This is a genomic window from Streptomyces sp. SLBN-31 (genome assembly GCF_006715395.1).
Lineage (GTDB): Bacteria > Actinomycetota > Actinomycetes > Streptomycetales > Streptomycetaceae > Streptomyces.
This window is the reverse complement of sequence record NZ_VFNC01000001.1, coordinates 1,278,279-1,293,835: the sequence shown is the minus strand read 5'-3', so window position 1 is coordinate 1,293,835 and position 15,557 is coordinate 1,278,279. Positions and strand designations below refer to the sequence as shown.

Annotated in this window: 9 protein-coding genes and 2 rRNA genes; 3 read left to right on the top strand and 8 right to left on the bottom strand. The window is 65.1% G+C overall.

The genetic code is table 11. The annotated features are described in order from the left end of the window. Positions 1 to 25: 25 nt before the first annotated feature. The 4 genes from FBY22_RS06070 to dapA form a co-directional block, all read right to left on the bottom strand. A 23S ribosomal RNA gene (locus tag FBY22_RS06070) occupies positions 26 to 3,150 on the bottom strand. A 302-nt stretch (positions 3,151 to 3,452) separates the two neighbouring features. After that, positions 3,453 to 4,978 (bottom strand): 16S ribosomal RNA (locus FBY22_RS06065). The 16S and 23S rRNA genes sit together here, the layout of an rRNA operon. A 496-nt stretch (positions 4,979 to 5,474) precedes the next feature. Next, positions 5,475 to 7,160: a ribonuclease J gene (locus FBY22_RS06055; protein ID WP_142142973.1), complete on the bottom strand. Its 1,686-nt coding sequence runs from the start codon at positions 7,158 to 7,160 to the stop codon at positions 5,475 to 5,477. A 145-nt stretch (positions 7,161 to 7,305) separates the two neighbouring features. Then, on the bottom strand, positions 7,306 to 8,205 hold the full coding sequence (dapA, locus tag FBY22_RS06050) for a 4-hydroxy-tetrahydrodipicolinate synthase (RefSeq protein WP_142142971.1): 900 nt from the start codon (positions 8,203 to 8,205) through the stop codon (positions 7,306 to 7,308). 334 nt (positions 8,206 to 8,539) lie between these two features. Here dapA and thyX point away from each other — a divergent pair, with 334 nt between their 5' ends. The 3 genes from thyX to FBY22_RS06035 all read left to right on the top strand — a co-directional run bounded on the left by thyX (position 8,540) and on the right by FBY22_RS06035 (position 10,417). Beyond that, positions 8,540 to 9,325 (top strand): FAD-dependent thymidylate synthase, encoded by a 786-nt coding sequence (gene thyX / locus FBY22_RS06045; protein WP_142142969.1) that lies wholly within the window; start codon positions 8,540 to 8,542, stop codon positions 9,323 to 9,325. 212 nt (positions 9,326 to 9,537) lie between these two features. Further along, entirely contained in the window at positions 9,538 to 9,774 is a 237-nt protein-coding gene (locus FBY22_RS06040) for a hypothetical protein (protein ID WP_142142967.1), read from the top strand. A gap of 91 nt (positions 9,775 to 9,865) precedes the next feature. Continuing rightward, positions 9,866 to 10,417 carry a PH domain-containing protein gene (locus FBY22_RS06035; protein WP_142142965.1) on the top strand — a complete coding sequence of 184 codons (552 nt, stop codon included), beginning with the start codon at positions 9,866 to 9,868 and terminating at the stop codon, positions 10,415 to 10,417. A gap of 172 nt (positions 10,418 to 10,589) precedes the next feature. Here the strand turns inward: FBY22_RS06035 and FBY22_RS06030 are convergent, their stop codons facing one another. From FBY22_RS06030 to FBY22_RS06015, 4 genes are read right to left on the bottom strand one after another with little or no spacing between them, the layout of a single operon-like run. Then, positions 10,590 to 11,042, bottom strand: a complete 453-nt coding sequence (locus FBY22_RS06030) for a hypothetical protein (protein WP_142142963.1) — start codon at positions 11,040 to 11,042, stop codon at positions 10,590 to 10,592. A 12-nt stretch (positions 11,043 to 11,054) separates the two neighbouring features. Next, on the bottom strand, positions 11,055 to 11,807 hold the full coding sequence (gene dapB, locus FBY22_RS06025; RefSeq protein WP_142142961.1) for a 4-hydroxy-tetrahydrodipicolinate reductase: 753 nt from the start codon (positions 11,805 to 11,807) through the stop codon (positions 11,055 to 11,057). A 37-nt stretch (positions 11,808 to 11,844) separates the two neighbouring features. Continuing rightward, positions 11,845 to 13,224, bottom strand: coding sequence for a pitrilysin family protein (locus FBY22_RS06020; RefSeq protein WP_142142959.1), 1,380 nt, complete (start codon positions 13,222 to 13,224; stop codon positions 11,845 to 11,847). Next, positions 13,221 to 15,437 (bottom strand): polyribonucleotide nucleotidyltransferase, encoded by a 2,217-nt coding sequence (locus tag FBY22_RS06015; RefSeq protein WP_142142957.1) that lies wholly within the window; start codon positions 15,435 to 15,437, stop codon positions 13,221 to 13,223. Before FBY22_RS06015 ends, FBY22_RS06020 begins: the two co-directional genes overlap by 4 nt. Between the last annotated feature and the right edge of the window lie 120 nt (positions 15,438 to 15,557).

The window sequence follows — 15,557 nt, the reverse complement described above, 5'->3', positions numbered from 1 at the left end:
ACTAACACAGTGGACGCGAGCAACTGAGGACAAGCCCTCGGCCTATTAGTACCGGTCACCTCCACACGTTACCGTGCTTCCAGATCCGGCCTATCAACCCAGTCGTCTACTGGGAGCCTTACCCCATCAAGTGGGTGGGAGTCCTCATCTCGAAGCAGGCTTCCCGCTTAGATGCTTTCAGCGGTTATCCCTCCCGAACGTAGCCAACCAGCCATGCCCTTGGCAGAACAACTGGCACACCAGAGGTTCGTCCGTCCCGGTCCTCTCGTACTAGGGACAGCCCTTCTCAAGACTCCTACGCGCACAGCGGATAGGGACCGAACTGTCTCACGACGTTCTAAACCCAGCTCGCGTACCGCTTTAATGGGCGAACAGCCCAACCCTTGGGACCGACTCCAGCCCCAGGATGCGACGAGCCGACATCGAGGTGCCAAACCATCCCGTCGATATGGACTCTTGGGGAAGATCAGCCTGTTATCCCCGGGGTACCTTTTATCCGTTGAGCGACGGCGCTTCCACAAGCCACCGCCGGATCACTAGTCCCGACTTTCGTCCCTGCTCGACCCGTCGGTCTCACAGTCAAGCTCCCTTGTGCACTTACACTCAACACCTGATTGCCAACCAGGCTGAGGGAACCTTTGGGCGCCTCCGTTACTCTTTAGGAGGCAACCGCCCCAGTTAAACTACCCATCAGACACTGTCCCTGATCCGGATCACGGACCCAGGTTAGACATCCAGCACGACCAGACTGGTATTTCAACGACGACTCCCCCTGAACTGGCGTCCAGAGTTCACAGTCTCCCAGCTATCCTACACAAGCCGAACCGAACACCAATATCAAACTGTAGTAAAGGTCCCGGGGTCTTTCCGTCCTGCTGCGCGAAACGAGCATCTTTACTCGTAGTGCAATTTCACCGGGCCTATGGTTGAGACAGTCGAGAAGTCGTTACGCCATTCGTGCAGGTCGGAACTTACCCGACAAGGAATTTCGCTACCTTAGGATGGTTATAGTTACCACCGCCGTTTACTGGCGCTTAAGTTCTCAGCTTCGCCACACCGAAATGTGACTAACCGGTCCCCTTAACGTTCCAGCACCGGGCAGGCGTCAGTCCGTATACATCGCCTTACGGCTTCGCACGGACCTGTGTTTTTAGTAAACAGTCGCTTCTCGCTGGTCTCTGCGGCCACCCCCAGCTCGAGGAGCAAGTCCTCTCACCAAGCGTGGCCCCCCTTCTCCCGAAGTTACGGGGGCATTTTGCCGAGTTCCTTAACCATAGTTCACCCGAACGCCTCGGTATTCTCTACCTGACCACCTGAGTCGGTTTAGGGTACGGGCCGCCATGAAACTCGCTAGAGGCTTTTCTCGACAGCATAGGATCATCCACTTCACCACAATCGGCTCGGCATCAGGTCTCAGACACATGAGCGGCGGATTTACCTACCACTCGTCCTACACCCTTACCCCGGGACAACCACCGCCCGGGATGGACTACCTTCCTGCGTCACCCCATCACTCACCTACTACCAGCTCGGGTCACCGGCTCCACCACTCCGACCTCGTCCGAAGACTCAGCCGGCGGCTTCACGGGCTTAGCATCACTGGATTCAATGTTTGACGCTTCACAGCGGGTACCGGAATATCAACCGGTTATCCATCGACTACGCCTGTCGGCCTCGCCTTAGGTCCCGACTTACCCTGGGCAGATCAGCTTGACCCAGGAACCCTTAGTCAATCGGCGCACACGTTTCCCACGTGTGAATCGCTACTCATGCCTGCATTCTCACTCGTCAACCGTCCACAACTCGCTTACGCGGCTGCTTCACCCGGCAGACGACGCTCCCCTACCCATCACAGCCTCCGTTGGGAGTATGGCTGCAATGACACGACTTCGGCGGTACGCTTGAGCCCCGCTACATTGTCGGCGCGGAATCACTAGACCAGTGAGCTATTACGCACTCTTTCAAGGGTGGCTGCTTCTAAGCCAACCTCCTGGTTGTCTCTGCGACTCCACATCCTTTCCCACTTAGCGTACGCTTAGGGGCCTTAGTCGATGCTCTGGGCTGTTTCCCTCTCGACCATGGAGCTTATCCCCCACAGTCTCACTGCCGCGCTCTCACTTACCGGCATTCGGAGTTTGGCTAAGGTCAGTAACCCGGTAGGGCCCATCGCCTATCCAGTGCTCTACCTCCGGCAAGAAACACACGACGCTGCACCTAAATGCATTTCGGGGAGAACCAGCTATCACGGAGTTTGATTGGCCTTTCACCCCTAACCACAGGTCATCCCCCAGGTTTTCAACCCTGGTGGGTTCGGTCCTCCACGAAGTCTTACCTCCGCTTCAACCTGCCCATGGCTAGATCACTCCGCTTCGGGTCTTGAGCGTGCTACTAAAATCGCCCTGTTCGGACTCGCTTTCGCTACGGCTTCCCCACCCGGGTTAACCTCGCAACACACCGCAAACTCGCAGGCTCATTCTTCAAAAGGCACGCAGTCACGAGAATGAAGACAAGTCTTCATTCCGACGCTCCCACGGCTTGTAGGCACACGGTTTCAGGTACTATTTCACTCCGCTCCCGCGGTACTTTTCACCATTCCCTCACGGTACTATCCGCTATCGGTCACCAGGGAATATTTAGGCTTAGCGGGTGGTCCCGCCAGATTCACACGGGATTTCTCGGGCCCCGTGCTACTTGGGTGTCTCTCAAACGAGCCGCTGACGTTTCGACTACGGGGGTCTTACCCTCTACGCCGGACCTTTCGCATGTCCTTCGCCTACATCAACGGTTTCTGACTCGTCCTGTTGCCGGCAGACAACAGAAGAGAGATCCCACAACCCCGCATGCGCAACCCCTGCCGGGTCTCACACGCATACGGTTTGGCCTCATCCGGTTTCGCTCGCCACTACTCCCGGAATCACGGTTGTTTTCTCTTCCTGCGGGTACTGAGATGTTTCACTTCCCCGCGTTCCCTCCACTTGCCCTATGTGTTCAGGCAAGGGTGACAGCCCATGACGACTGCCGGGTTTCCCCATTCGGACACCCCCGGATCAAAGCCTGGTTGACGACTCCCCGGGGCCTATCGTGGCCTCCCACGTCCTTCATCGGTTCCTGGTGCCAAGGCATCCACCGTGCGCCCTTAAAAACTTGGCCACAGATGCTCGCGTCCACTGTGCAGTTCTCAAACAACGACCAGCCACCCATCACCCTGCTCCGAAGAACAAGTTCACTGGGGCCGGCGACTGAGGAAAACCATTCCCTCAGACACCCAACAGCGTGCCCGGCCGGCAACCGTCCGGAGATCATGCGTTTCACGCTCTTGCGAGCAGTACTAGCAGCCTCCGACCCAGAAACCCGGCCGAGTAGTCAACGTTCCACCCATGAGCAACCAGCATCAGGCGTTCGCTGATGTTCTGGCCTCTGACCGAGCGAGCTCGGTAAGAAGTGCTCCTTAGAAAGGAGGTGATCCAGCCGCACCTTCCGGTACGGCTACCTTGTTACGACTTCGTCCCAATCGCCAGTCCCACCTTCGACAGCTCCCTCCCACAAGGGGTTGGGCCACCGGCTTCGGGTGTTACCGACTTTCGTGACGTGACGGGCGGTGTGTACAAGGCCCGGGAACGTATTCACCGCAGCAATGCTGATCTGCGATTACTAGCGACTCCGACTTCATGGGGTCGAGTTGCAGACCCCAATCCGAACTGAGACCGGCTTTTTGAGATTCGCTCCACCTCACGGTATCGCAGCTCATTGTACCGGCCATTGTAGCACGTGTGCAGCCCAAGACATAAGGGGCATGATGACTTGACGTCGTCCCCACCTTCCTCCGAGTTGACCCCGGCGGTCTCCTGTGAGTCCCCATCACCCCGAAGGGCATGCTGGCAACACAGAACAAGGGTTGCGCTCGTTGCGGGACTTAACCCAACATCTCACGACACGAGCTGACGACAGCCATGCACCACCTGTACACCGACCACAAGGGGGGCACTATCTCTAATGCTTTCCGGTGTATGTCAAGCCTTGGTAAGGTTCTTCGCGTTGCGTCGAATTAAGCCACATGCTCCGCCGCTTGTGCGGGCCCCCGTCAATTCCTTTGAGTTTTAGCCTTGCGGCCGTACTCCCCAGGCGGGGAACTTAATGCGTTAGCTGCGGCACCGACGACGTGGAATGTCGCCAACACCTAGTTCCCACCGTTTACGGCGTGGACTACCAGGGTATCTAATCCTGTTCGCTCCCCACGCTTTCGCTCCTCAGCGTCAGTAATGGCCCAGAGATCCGCCTTCGCCACCGGTGTTCCTCCTGATATCTGCGCATTTCACCGCTACACCAGGAATTCCGATCTCCCCTACCACACTCTAGCTAGCCCGTATCGACTGCAGACCCGAGGTTAAGCCTCGGGCTTTCACAATCGACGTGACAAGCCGCCTACGAGCTCTTTACGCCCAATAATTCCGGACAACGCTTGCGCCCTACGTATTACCGCGGCTGCTGGCACGTAGTTAGCCGGCGCTTCTTCTGCAGGTACCGTCACTTTCGCTTCTTCCCTGCTGAAAGAGGTTTACAACCCGAAGGCCGTCATCCCTCACGCGGCGTCGCTGCATCAGGCTTTCGCCCATTGTGCAATATTCCCCACTGCTGCCTCCCGTAGGAGTCTGGGCCGTGTCTCAGTCCCAGTGTGGCCGGTCGCCCTCTCAGGCCGGCTACCCGTCGTCGCCTTGGTGAGCCATTACCTCACCAACAAGCTGATAGGCCGCGGGCTCATCCTTCACCGCCGGAGCTTTTAACCCTCACAGATGCCTGCGAGAGTGTTATCCGGTATTAGACCCCGTTTCCAGGGCTTGTCCCAGAGTGAAGGGCAGATTGCCCACGTGTTACTCACCCGTTCGCCACTAATCCCCACCGAAGTGGTTCATCGTTCGACTTGCATGTGTTAAGCACGCCGCCAGCGTTCGTCCTGAGCCAGGATCAAACTCTCCGTGAATGTTTTCCCGTAAGTCGGGATGAACACCACGAGAGCGGAACAGTCAGGCGGAATGAGCCCGACCGTTCACAGCGTCCTCGCTGTGTTTTCTTCAAAGGAACCTCGCCACCAGGAAATCCCGGTGTCGGGGTATCAACATATCTGGCGTTGACTTTTGGCACGCTGTTGAGTTCTCAAGGAACGGTCGCTTCCTTTGTACTCACCCTCTCGGGCTTTCCTCCGGGCGCTTCCCTTCGGTCTTGCGTTTCCGACTCTATCAGATCTTTTTCCGATCCGATTTCCTCGGTGCTTTCCAGGTTCCCGCTTTTGTTTCGCGGTTTCCTTTCCGGCGGATCCGACTTTATCAGAAGTTCTGAGTCGGTTTTCCCGCCCCTCCGGGTCTGCTCCGGCACACGAAGCGTCCGGGTTCCCTTGCTGGCGGAGCCGTAAACGTACTGGAGCGAGGCGCCCGGATGCAAATCGAGGTGCCCCGCTCCCAGTTCACACGGACGAGGTGTCAGACCTCCACCACGACCGGCAGGATCATCGGCCTGCGGCGATACGTGTCGGAGACCCACTTGCCGAGGGTCCGGCGGATGAGTTGCTGCAGCTGGTGCGGCTCCACGACGCCGTCCTGGGCCGAGCGTTCGAGGACTTCGGCGATCTTGGGGATCACCGCGCCGAAGGCGGAGTCCTCGATTCCCGAGCCCCGGGCCTGGATGTGCGGACCGCCCGTGATCTTGCCGGTGGAGGAGTCCACGACGACGAAGACCGAGATGATGCCCTCGTCGCCCAGGATCTTCCGGTCCTTCAGGGCCGGCTCGCCCACGTCACCGACGGACAGGCCGTCGACGTAGACGTAACCCGCCTGGACCTTGCCCGAGATCTTGGCCTTGCCCTCGACGAGGTCGACGACGACGCCGTCCTCGGCGATGACGATCCGGTCGTGGGGGACGCCGGTCAGCGCGCCCAGCTCGGCGTTGGCCCTCAGGTGGCGCCATTCGCCGTGCACCGGCATCAGGTTCTTCGGGCGGCAGATGTTGTAGAAGTACAGGAGCTCGCCGGCGGACGCGTGGCCCGAGACGTGCACCTTGGCGTTGCCCTTGTGGACGACGTTGGCGCCCCAGCGGGTCAGGCCGTTGATCACGCGGTAGACCGCGTTCTCGTTGCCCGGGATCAGCGAGGAGGCGAGGATCACCGTGTCGCCGTCGACGATCCGGATCTGGTGGTCGCGGTTGGCCATCCGGGACAGGGCCGCCATCGGTTCGCCCTGCGAGCCCGTGCAGACCAGGACCACTTCGCTGTCCGGGAGGTCGTCGAGCGTCTTGACGTCGACCACCAGGCCCGGCGGGACCTTCAGATAGCCGAGGTCCCGCGCGATGCCCATGTTGCGGACCATGGAGCGGCCGACGAAGGCGACCCTGCGGCCGTACTCATGGGCCGCGTCCAGGATCTGCTGGATGCGGTGGACGTGGCTGGCGAAGCTCGCCACGATGATCCGCTTGCGGGCGCTCGCGAAGACCTGGCGCAGGACGTTGGAGATGTCCCGCTCGTGCGGGGTGAAGCCCGGGACCTCGGCGTTCGTGGAGTCCGAGAGGAGGAGGTCGATGCCCTCCTCGCTCAGGCGCGCGAACGCGTGCAGGTCCGTGAGGCGGTTGTCCAACGGGAGCTGGTCCATCTTGAAGTCGCCGGTGTGCACGACCATGCCGGCCGGGGTGCGGATGGCGACCGCGAGGGCGTCCGGGATGGAGTGGTTGACCGCGATGAACTCGCAGTCGAAGGGGCCGACGCGTTCGCGGTTCCCCTCCGCCACCTCCAGGGTGTAGGGGCGGATGCGGTGCTCCTGGAGCTTGGCCTCGATGAGCGCGAGGGTCAGCTTGGAGCCGATCAGCGGGATGTCCGGCTTCTCCCGGAGGAGGAAGGGGACACCGCCGATGTGGTCCTCGTGGCCGTGGGTGAGGACGATGCCCTCGATGTCGTCGAGGCGGTCCCGGACGGACGAGAAGTCCGGCAGGATCAGGTCGATTCCGGGCTGCTCCTCCTCGGGGAAGAGCACTCCGCAGTCGACGATCAGCAGGCGGCCGCCGTACTCGAAGACCGTCATGTTCCGGCCGATCTCGCCGAGGCCGCCGAGCGGGGTGACCCGTAGGCCACCCTCGGGGAGCGACGGGGGCAGGCCGAGTTCAGGATGCGGATGACTCAAAAGACTCTCCTCACCATGCGCGCCACGTACCGGTAGGCACGTGGCGCGCATGACGTTCGTGCGTGTAGCAGTTGTCGTTGTGGGGTGCAGGCGCGCGGCGGCCCTGCCTGTTCAGTTGTGAAGCCCGGTGGTGCCAAGTCTGGTGTTAGAGCTGTACCCCGCCCGCGGCAAGATCGATCTTGAGCTGCTCGATCTCTTCCGGCGTGCACTCGACCATCGGTGCGCGCAGGGGGCCGGCCGGGAGGCCCTGGAGGGTGAGCGCGGCCTTCGTCGTCATGACGCCCTGGGTGCGGAACATGCCCGTGTAGACGGGGAGCAGCTTCTGGTGGATCTCGGTGGCCTTCTGTACGTCGCCCGAGACGAAGGCGTCCACGAGGGCGCGCAGGTCGGGGGTGACGACGTGGCCGACGACCGAGACGAAGCCGACCGCGCCCACGGAGAGCAGCGGGAGGTTCAGCATGTCGTCGCCGGAGTACCAGGCGAGGCCGGAGCGCGCGATGGCCCAGCTGGCGCGGCCGAGGTCGCCCTTGGCGTCCTTGTTGGCTACGACGCGCGGGTGCTCGGCGAGACGGACGAGCGTCTCGGTGTTGATCGGGACCCCGCTGCGGCCCGGGATGTCGTAGAGCATGACCGGCAGCTCGGCGGCGTCGGCGACGGCCGTGAAGTGCCGGTAGAGGCCCTCCTGCGGGGGCTTGTTGTAGTACGGGGTGACGACCAGGAGGCCGTGGGCTCCGACGCGCTGGGCCTCGCGGGCCAGCTCGATGCTGTGGTGGGTGTCGTTGGTGCCGACGCCCGCGACCACGTGGGCCCGGTCGCCGACGGCCTCGAGGACCGCCCGTACGAGGTCCGATTTCTCCGCGTCGCTGGTGGTGGGGGACTCGCCGGTGGTGCCGTTGATGATCAGGCCGTCGTTGCCTGCGTCCACCAGGTGAGCGGCGAGCCGCTGCGCGCCGTCGAGGTCGAGTGCGCCGTCCGCCGTGAAGGGCGTGACCATGGCGGTGAGGACCCGCCCGAAGGGGGTCTGCGGAGTCGAGGTCGGAGCCATGGGGAACACGCTACTCGGTGCTCAATGTGAGGTCTGCCCTTGGGGTGCGGGATAAGTCAGGACAAATGCGGAGCCCGGTACTGCCCGCTCGGGGGTTCAAGCAGTACCGGGTCCGTTTGATCAGGCTAGATGAACTTCTCCAAAAGCCGCAATACGGACACCTCTGACCGCGATCCGTACAGATGTCCCACCACGGGGGGCGACCTGTGCGTGTGCCTACGATGAGACCCCATCCCCTAGCGGCCCGACCGCTGCCCGGCCCGCCGCCAGAAGCGGGGGTGCCAGCGTGGGAGGATTCCCCCTCTCTGCCCCGTTTTTGAACTGGAGTGATCACATGCACGCGGTCGAACCACAGGTGCATCTCATTGGTCGCCCCGCCCTCGACTACGACGAGATCGCGGCGTACCTCAAGGATGTCGGTGGGGAGAAGTGGCTGGAGCGCATCGACCGCGGTGAGCTGGACGACGCACAGAACCTCGCGGAGTTCGCCGGCCGCATCTGCTACCGCTCCTGGGAGCCCGGCCTCAACCCCAACGTGACGCGCATCCGCGCGGACCAGGAGAAGTACCTGCAGAACATCCTGGCCAGCGCCCACGGTTCGGTCCTGGAGCACGTCACGTTCAACTTCATCCTGCACAACGTCAGCCGGGTGGCCACCCATGAACTGGTGCGCCACCGGGCGGGTGTGGCGGTGTCCCAGGAGTCGCTGCGCTTCGTGCGGCTGGACGACCTGCCGTTCTGGTTCCCCGAGTGGGCGCAGCAGGACGCGGAGCTGATGTCCCGCGCCACCGGGCTCCTGAAGGAGATGGAGGCCTTCCAGCGCTGGATGGCGGACCACTTCGGGCTGGACGAGGAGGGGGTGCCCTTCTCCGAGAAGAAGGCGAAGACCTCCTTCATGCGGCGCTTCGCGCCCGAGGGGCTGGGCACCGGTCTGGTCTGGAGCGCGAACGTGCGCACCCTGCGCCATGTGATCGAGAACCGTACTGCGGCCGGGGCGGAGGAGGAGATCCGTCTCATCTTCGGCAAGGTGGGCGAGCTGATGATGAAGGAAGCCCCGGCGCTCTTCGGTGACTACACCGTCGAGGACGGAGCCTGGGTCCCGGGCTGGCGGAAGGTCTGACCCTTCTCCCCTTCCCTTCGAGCGCATCCGAGGTGGCCGGGGCGCTCCCCGCGACCGTGCGGGGAGCGCCCCGGCCACCTTTTCGCGACATACGTCGGCGAATTTCTGTGAATTCGGCGAAAGCGGGCACCCTTTGGGGCACTCGACCGTCTGTGTAGACGACAGTCACCCGTTCGACACCCGCAGCCGTGTCCAGAAGGAGGCGCACCCTCATGTTCCGTCGGCGCGAACCCGTTCCGTTCGCCTTCGTCGCCGAGGCCGACAGGTTCCGCAGCAACGTCACTCCCCCGCCCCGGCAACGGGCGTCCGCCGGTCAGATGGCCGGACGCTGGCTGCTCGGGCTGACCATCGTCGCCGGACTGGTGGGCTCGCTGGTCCTCGGGATGCCGGCCCTGTCCGTGAACAGCTCCACGTCGACTCAGCAGTCACAGGCGTCCCAGGGGCGCTGACTCCATCCGGACCCCCGAAGGTGGTGAGCGGAGACACAGGCGGATAGCCTCACCGGGCACAGCCCACGCATGGAGCGAGTGAGGACCAGCCGTGCCCCTGCCCTTCCTGACGGCCGACCGTGCTTTCGAGACCGCCGACGACGTCGCGCTGCCCTTCGAGGACCGTGACCGCTGGCGGCGCCCGTACCGCCCCGGGCCGTTGCGCGTCGGCACGGCGGCGCTCTGTCTCCTGCTCGCCTCCTTCGTGCTGTTCGCGGCGGTCCTCATCGGCCTCACGGGCTCGGTGTCCGAGGCCGGAGTGATCCTCGGCGTCGCGGTGCTCGTCATCGTCGGCGCGCTGCGGCTGCTGCGCATGGGTGTGTGGGTGAGCCCGCGCGGCCTGCGCCTCGTCCGCTACTTCGGCACGCGTACGACGCCCTGGGGGCAGGTCGCCGCCGTGCGGACGGTGCAGCAGCCGGTGCGCTGGCTGGGGCTGCCGCGCACGGTGCAGGGGCAGGCGCTGATCCTCGTACGCGCGGAGGGCAACGCTCAGGACCATCCGCTGATGACCTCGCACAACGCGGACTTCCTGGCCCGGGCGGGCTCCTTCGACCGGGCCGCGGACACCATTGAGGCCTGGGCGGCGGAGCACCGGCGGGGCTGACCCCGGCACACGTACGCCGAAGGGGCCGGTCCGCACGCGCTGCGGACCGGCCCCTTCGGCATGAACGGGTCCAGGGCCTGTCGTTTGGATCAGCTCGGCGTCGCGGGCCCTGGCACGCACATCTGCCGCAACGCACCGCCCCCTGCAGCCGACCTGATCCAAACGACAGGCCCTATGCCTCGATCGTCCTGCCGTCGTGCAGGGCGATCGCCCGTTGCATCGCCTTGCGGGCCCGCGGGGTGTCGCGGGCGTCGTGGTAGGCGACGGCGAGGCGGAACCAGCTGCGCCAGTCGTCCGGGGCCGCCTCCGTCTCCGCCTTGCGCTTGGCGAAGACCTCGTCGGCCGAGTCACGGTCGATCCGGCCGCCCGGCGTGCGCCTCAACTCGTCGACGGGCAGGCCGCCTTCGGCGTCGAGCTCGGCGGCGAGGGCGTTGGCCCTGCGGACGAAGCGGGTGTTCTTCCACAGAAACCACAGACCGATCACCGGCAGGATCAGCACCGCGACGCCGAAGGTGACGGTCACGGCCGTGCCGGCCTGGATGAGCATGACGCCGCGGCTGCCGACCAGGACGAAGTAGAAGACCAGGACGGCGGCCGTTATGAGGTAGGAGATCTTCGCGCGCATGACGTCAGGGGCTCAGTTCAGATCGAGGAAGTGTTCCAGGCCGAAGGTCAGGCCGGGAGTGGTCACCACGCGGCGGACGCCGAGCAGGATGCCGGGCATGAAGCTGCTGTGGTGCAGGGAGTCGTGACGGATCGTCAGGGTCTCGCCCTCGCCGCCCAGCAGGACCTCCTGGTGGGCGAGCAGTCCGCGCAGGCGGACCGAGTGGACCGGAATCCCGTCGACGTCGGCACCGCGCGCGCCCTCCAGCGCGGTCTCGGTGGCGTCCGGCGCGGGGGCCGTGCCGGCCTGCGCGCGGGCCTCGGCAATGAGCTGGGCGGTGCGGGTGGCGGTGCCCGAGGGCGCGTCGACCTTCTTGGGGTGGTGCAGCTCGACGACCTCGACGGACTCGAAGTACGGCGCCGCGATCTGCGCGAACTTCATGTTCAGTACGGCCCCGATGGAGAAGTTGGGCGCGATGAGGACGCCCGTCTCCGGGGAGGCGGTGAGCCAGCTCTTCAGCTGCGCGAGGCGCTCGTCGGTCCAGCCCGTGGTGCCGACCACCGCGTGGATGCCGTGGCCCACGCAGTACTCGAGGTTGGCCATGACCGAGTCCGGGGTGGTCAGTTCCACGGCGACCTGGGCGCCGGTCTCGGCGAGGGTCTCCAGCTTGTCGCCCCGGCCGAGGGCGGCGACCAGCTCCAGGTCCTCGGCCGCCTCGACGGCCCGTACCGCCTCCGAACCGATCCGGCCCTTGGCACCGAGGACCGCCACGCGCAGCTTGCTCATCTCTTTTGCTTCCTCACGCAGTTACCGAAGACGGATGTCAGGCCACGGCCTCTTGCAGCCGGGACGCCTGCTTGTCCTTGAGCGGGCCGATGACCGACAGCGACGGCCGCTGTCCCAGGATGTCGCGGGCGACCGAGCGCACGTCGTCCGGGGTCACCGACGCTATCCGGGCCAGCATGTCGTCGACCGACATCTGCTCCCCCCAGCACAGCTCGCTCTTGCCGATGCGGTTCATCAGCGCGCCCGTGTCCTCCAGGCCCAGGACGGTCGAACCGCGCAGCTGGCCGATGGCCCGGCCGATCTCCTCGTCGGACAGACCGTGCTCGGCGACGTGGTCGAGCTCGTCGCGGCAGATCTTCAGCACGTCGTGGACCTGCGAGGGCCGGCAGCCGGCGTAGACGCCGAACAGGCCGCAGTCGGCGAAGCCCGAGGTGTACGAGTACACGCTGTAGGCCAGGCCGCGCTTCTCGCGGACCTCCTGGAACAGCCGGGAGGACATGCCGCCGCCCAGCGCCGTGTTCAGCACACCCAGCGCCCAGCGGCGGTCGTCGGTGCGGGCCAGACCCGGCATGCCCAGGACCACGTGGGCCTGCTCCGTCTTGCGGCCGAGCAGTTCGACGCGGCCCGCGGTGCGCAGGGCGCGCCGTCCGTCGCGCGGGGCGATGGGGGTGGCGTCCGCGTTCCTGAAGGCGCCGGCCTTCTCGAAGGCGGCCCGGACCTGTCGTACGACCCTGTTGTGGTCGATGTTGCCGGCGGCAGCCACCACGAGGTGGGTCGGGTCGTAGTGCTTCTTGTAGAAGCGGCGGATGCGGTCGGCGGTGAGGGCATTGACCGTGTCGACCGTGCCGAGGACCGGGCGGCCGAGGGGGTTGTCTCCGAACATCGTGTGCGCGAACAGGTCGTGCACGCAGTCGCCCGGGTCGTCCTCGGTCATGGCGATCTCTTCGAGGATCGCGCCGCGCTCGACGTTGACGTCCTCCTCGCGGATCAGGGAGCCGGTCAGCATGTCGCAGACGACGTCTATGGCCAGCGGCAGGTCGGCGTCGAGCACGCGCGCGTAGTAGCACGTGTACTCCTTCGCCGTGAACGCGTTCATCTCGCCGCCGACCGCGTCGAGGGCGGCGGAGATGTCCAGGGCCGACCGGCGCTGCGTCCCCTTGAACAGGAGGTGCTCAAGGTAGTGCGTGGCGCCGTTCAGGGACGGCGTCTCGTCGCGGGAGCCCACGTGCGCCCAGATGCCGAAGGTCGCGGAGCGGACCGAGGGCAGGGTCTCGGTGACGATGCGCAGGCCGCCCGGGAGGGTGGTCTTGCGGACCGTGCCGATGCCGTTCTCGCCCTTGATCAGGGTTTGGGTACGGGCGACGGCCCGCGCCTCCGAAGAGGTGCGGGCCGTCGCCGTGGCGCTGCTCGACGTCACTTGTCGGTGTCGTCCTTCGTCTCCGCGTCCTCTTCGCCCTCGATCACGGGGACGAGGGAGAGCTTGCCGCGGGAGTCGATCTCGGCGATCTCGACCTGGACCTTGGCGCCCACTCCGAGTACGTCCTCGACGTTCTCCACGCGCTTGCCGCCGGCGAGCTTGCGGATCTGCGAGATGTGCAGCAGACCGTCCTTGCCCGGGAGCAGCGACACGAACGCGCCGAAGGTGGTCGTCTTCACGACCGTACCCAGGTAGCGCTCGCCGACCTCGGGCATCGTCGGGTTGGCGATGCTGTTGATCGTCGTACGGGCGGCTTCGGCGGACGGGCCGTCGACCGCACCGATGTAGATGGTGCCGTCGTCCTCGATGGTGATGTCCGCGCCGGTGTCCTCCTGGATCTGGTTGATCATCTTGCCCTTGGGGCCGATGACCTCGCCGATCTTGTCCACTGGGATCTTCACGGTGATGATCCGCGGGGCGTTGGGGGACATCTCGTCCGGCGTGTCGATCGCTTCCATCATCACGTCGAGGATGTGGAGGCGGGCGTCACGGGCCTGCTTCAGGGCGGCGGCCAGGACCGAGGCCGGGATGCCGTCCAGCTTGGTGTCCAGCTGGAGCGCGGTGACGAACTCCTTCGTACCGGCGACCTTGAAGTCCATGTCGCCGAAGGCGTCCTCCGCACCGAGGATGTCGGTGAGGGTGACGTAGTGCGTCTCGCCCTCGATCTCCTGGGAGATCAGGCCCATGGCGATACCGGCGACGGGGGCCTTCAGCGGCACACCGGCGTTCAGCAGCGACATGGTGGAGGCGCAGACCGAGCCCATGGACGTCGAGCCGTTGGAGCTCAGCGCCTCGGAGACCTGGCGGATCGCGTAGGGGAACTCCTCGCGCGTCGGCAGGACCGGGACGAGGGCGCGCTCGGCGAGGGCGCCGTGGCCGATCTCGCGGCGCTTCGGGGAGCCGACGCGGCCGGTCTCGCCGGTGGAGTACGGCGGGAAGTTGTAGTTGTGCATGTAGCGCTTGCGGGTCACCGGGGAGAGGGTGTCCAGCTGCTGCTCCATGCGGAGCATGTTCAGGGTGGTGACGCCCAGGATCTGGGTCTCGCCACGCTCGAACACCGCGGAGCCGTGCACGCGCGGGATGGCCTCGACCTCGGCGGCCAGGGTGCGGATGTCGGTGACACCGCGGCCGTCGATGCGCTTCTTCTCCTTGATGACGCGCTCACGGACCAGGGTCTTGGTCAGCGAGCGGTACGCGGCGGAGATCTCCTTCTCGCGGCCCTCGAACTCCGGCAGGAGCTTCTCGGCGGCGAGCGCCTTGACGCGGTCCAGCTCGGCCTCGCGCTCCTGCTTGCCGGCGATGGTCAGCGCGGAGGCGAGCTCCGGCTTGACGGCGGCGGTGAGGGCCTCGAGGACGTCGTCCTGGTAGTCCAGGAAGATCGGGAACTCGCCGACCGGCTTGGCGGCCTTGGCGGCGAGGTCGGACTGCGCCTTGCACAGCACCTTGATGAAGGGCTTCGCGGCCTCGAGACCGGCGGCGACGACCTCCTCGGTGGGGGCCTCGGCGCCGCCCTTGACCAGCTGGATGGTCTTCTCGGTGGCCTCGGCCTCGACCATCATGATCGCGACGTCGCCGTCCTCCAGCGTGCGGCCCGCGACGACCATGTCGAAGACGGCGTCCTCGAGCTCGGTGTGCGTCGGGAAGGCCACCCACTGGCCGTTGATCAGCGCGACGCGGACACCGCCGATCGGGCCGGAGAAGGGCAGACCGGCCAGCTGCGTGGACGCGGAGGCGGCGTTGATCGCCACGACGTCGTACAGGTGGTCGGGGTTGAGGGCCATGATCGTGCAGACGACCTGGATCTCGTTGCGCAGGCCCTTCTTGAAGGACGGGCGCAGCGGGCGGTCGATCAGACGGCAGGTGAGGATGGCGTCCTCGGAGGGACGGCCCTCACGGCGGAAGAAGCTGCCGGGGATCTTGCCGGCGGCGTACATCCGCTCCTCGACGTCCACCGTCAGCGGGAAGAAGTCGAGCTGGTCCTTGGGGTTCTTGGAGGCGGTGGTGGCCGACAGCACCATGGTGTCGTCGTCCAGGTAGGCCACGGCGGAGCCGGCGGCCTGCTTGGCCAGGCGGCCCGTCTCGAAGCGGATGGTGCGGGTGCCGAAGGAGCCGTTGTCGATGACGGCTTCGGCGTAGTGGGTCTCGTTCTCCACTAGCGTTTTCTCCGTTACTTTTCGTCTTTTGTCCCGTCTGCCCGTGTGGCGGTGGGACGTGAGCGGAGAAGCGCTCCTTCTGGTGCGGGCCGGTCTTCGATCGAAGCACCCGGGGTTCGC

Excerpts from the sequence above, each read along its gene's own strand:
- dapB (WP_142142961.1), bottom strand. The coding sequence starts at position 11,807 with ATGAGCAAGCTGCGCGTGGCGGTCCTCGGTGCCAAGGGCCGGATCGGT.
- FBY22_RS06030 (WP_142142963.1), bottom strand. The coding sequence starts at position 11,042 with ATGCGCGCGAAGATCTCCTACCTCATAACGGCCGCCGTCCTGGTCTTC.
- thyX (WP_142142969.1), top strand. The coding sequence starts at position 8,540 with ATGCACGCGGTCGAACCACAGGTGCATCTCATTGGTCGCCCCGCCCTC.
- FBY22_RS06040 (WP_142142967.1), top strand. The coding sequence starts at position 9,538 with ATGTTCCGTCGGCGCGAACCCGTTCCGTTCGCCTTCGTCGCCGAGGCC.
- dapA (WP_142142971.1), bottom strand. The coding sequence starts at position 8,205 with ATGGCTCCGACCTCGACTCCGCAGACCCCCTTCGGGCGGGTCCTCACC.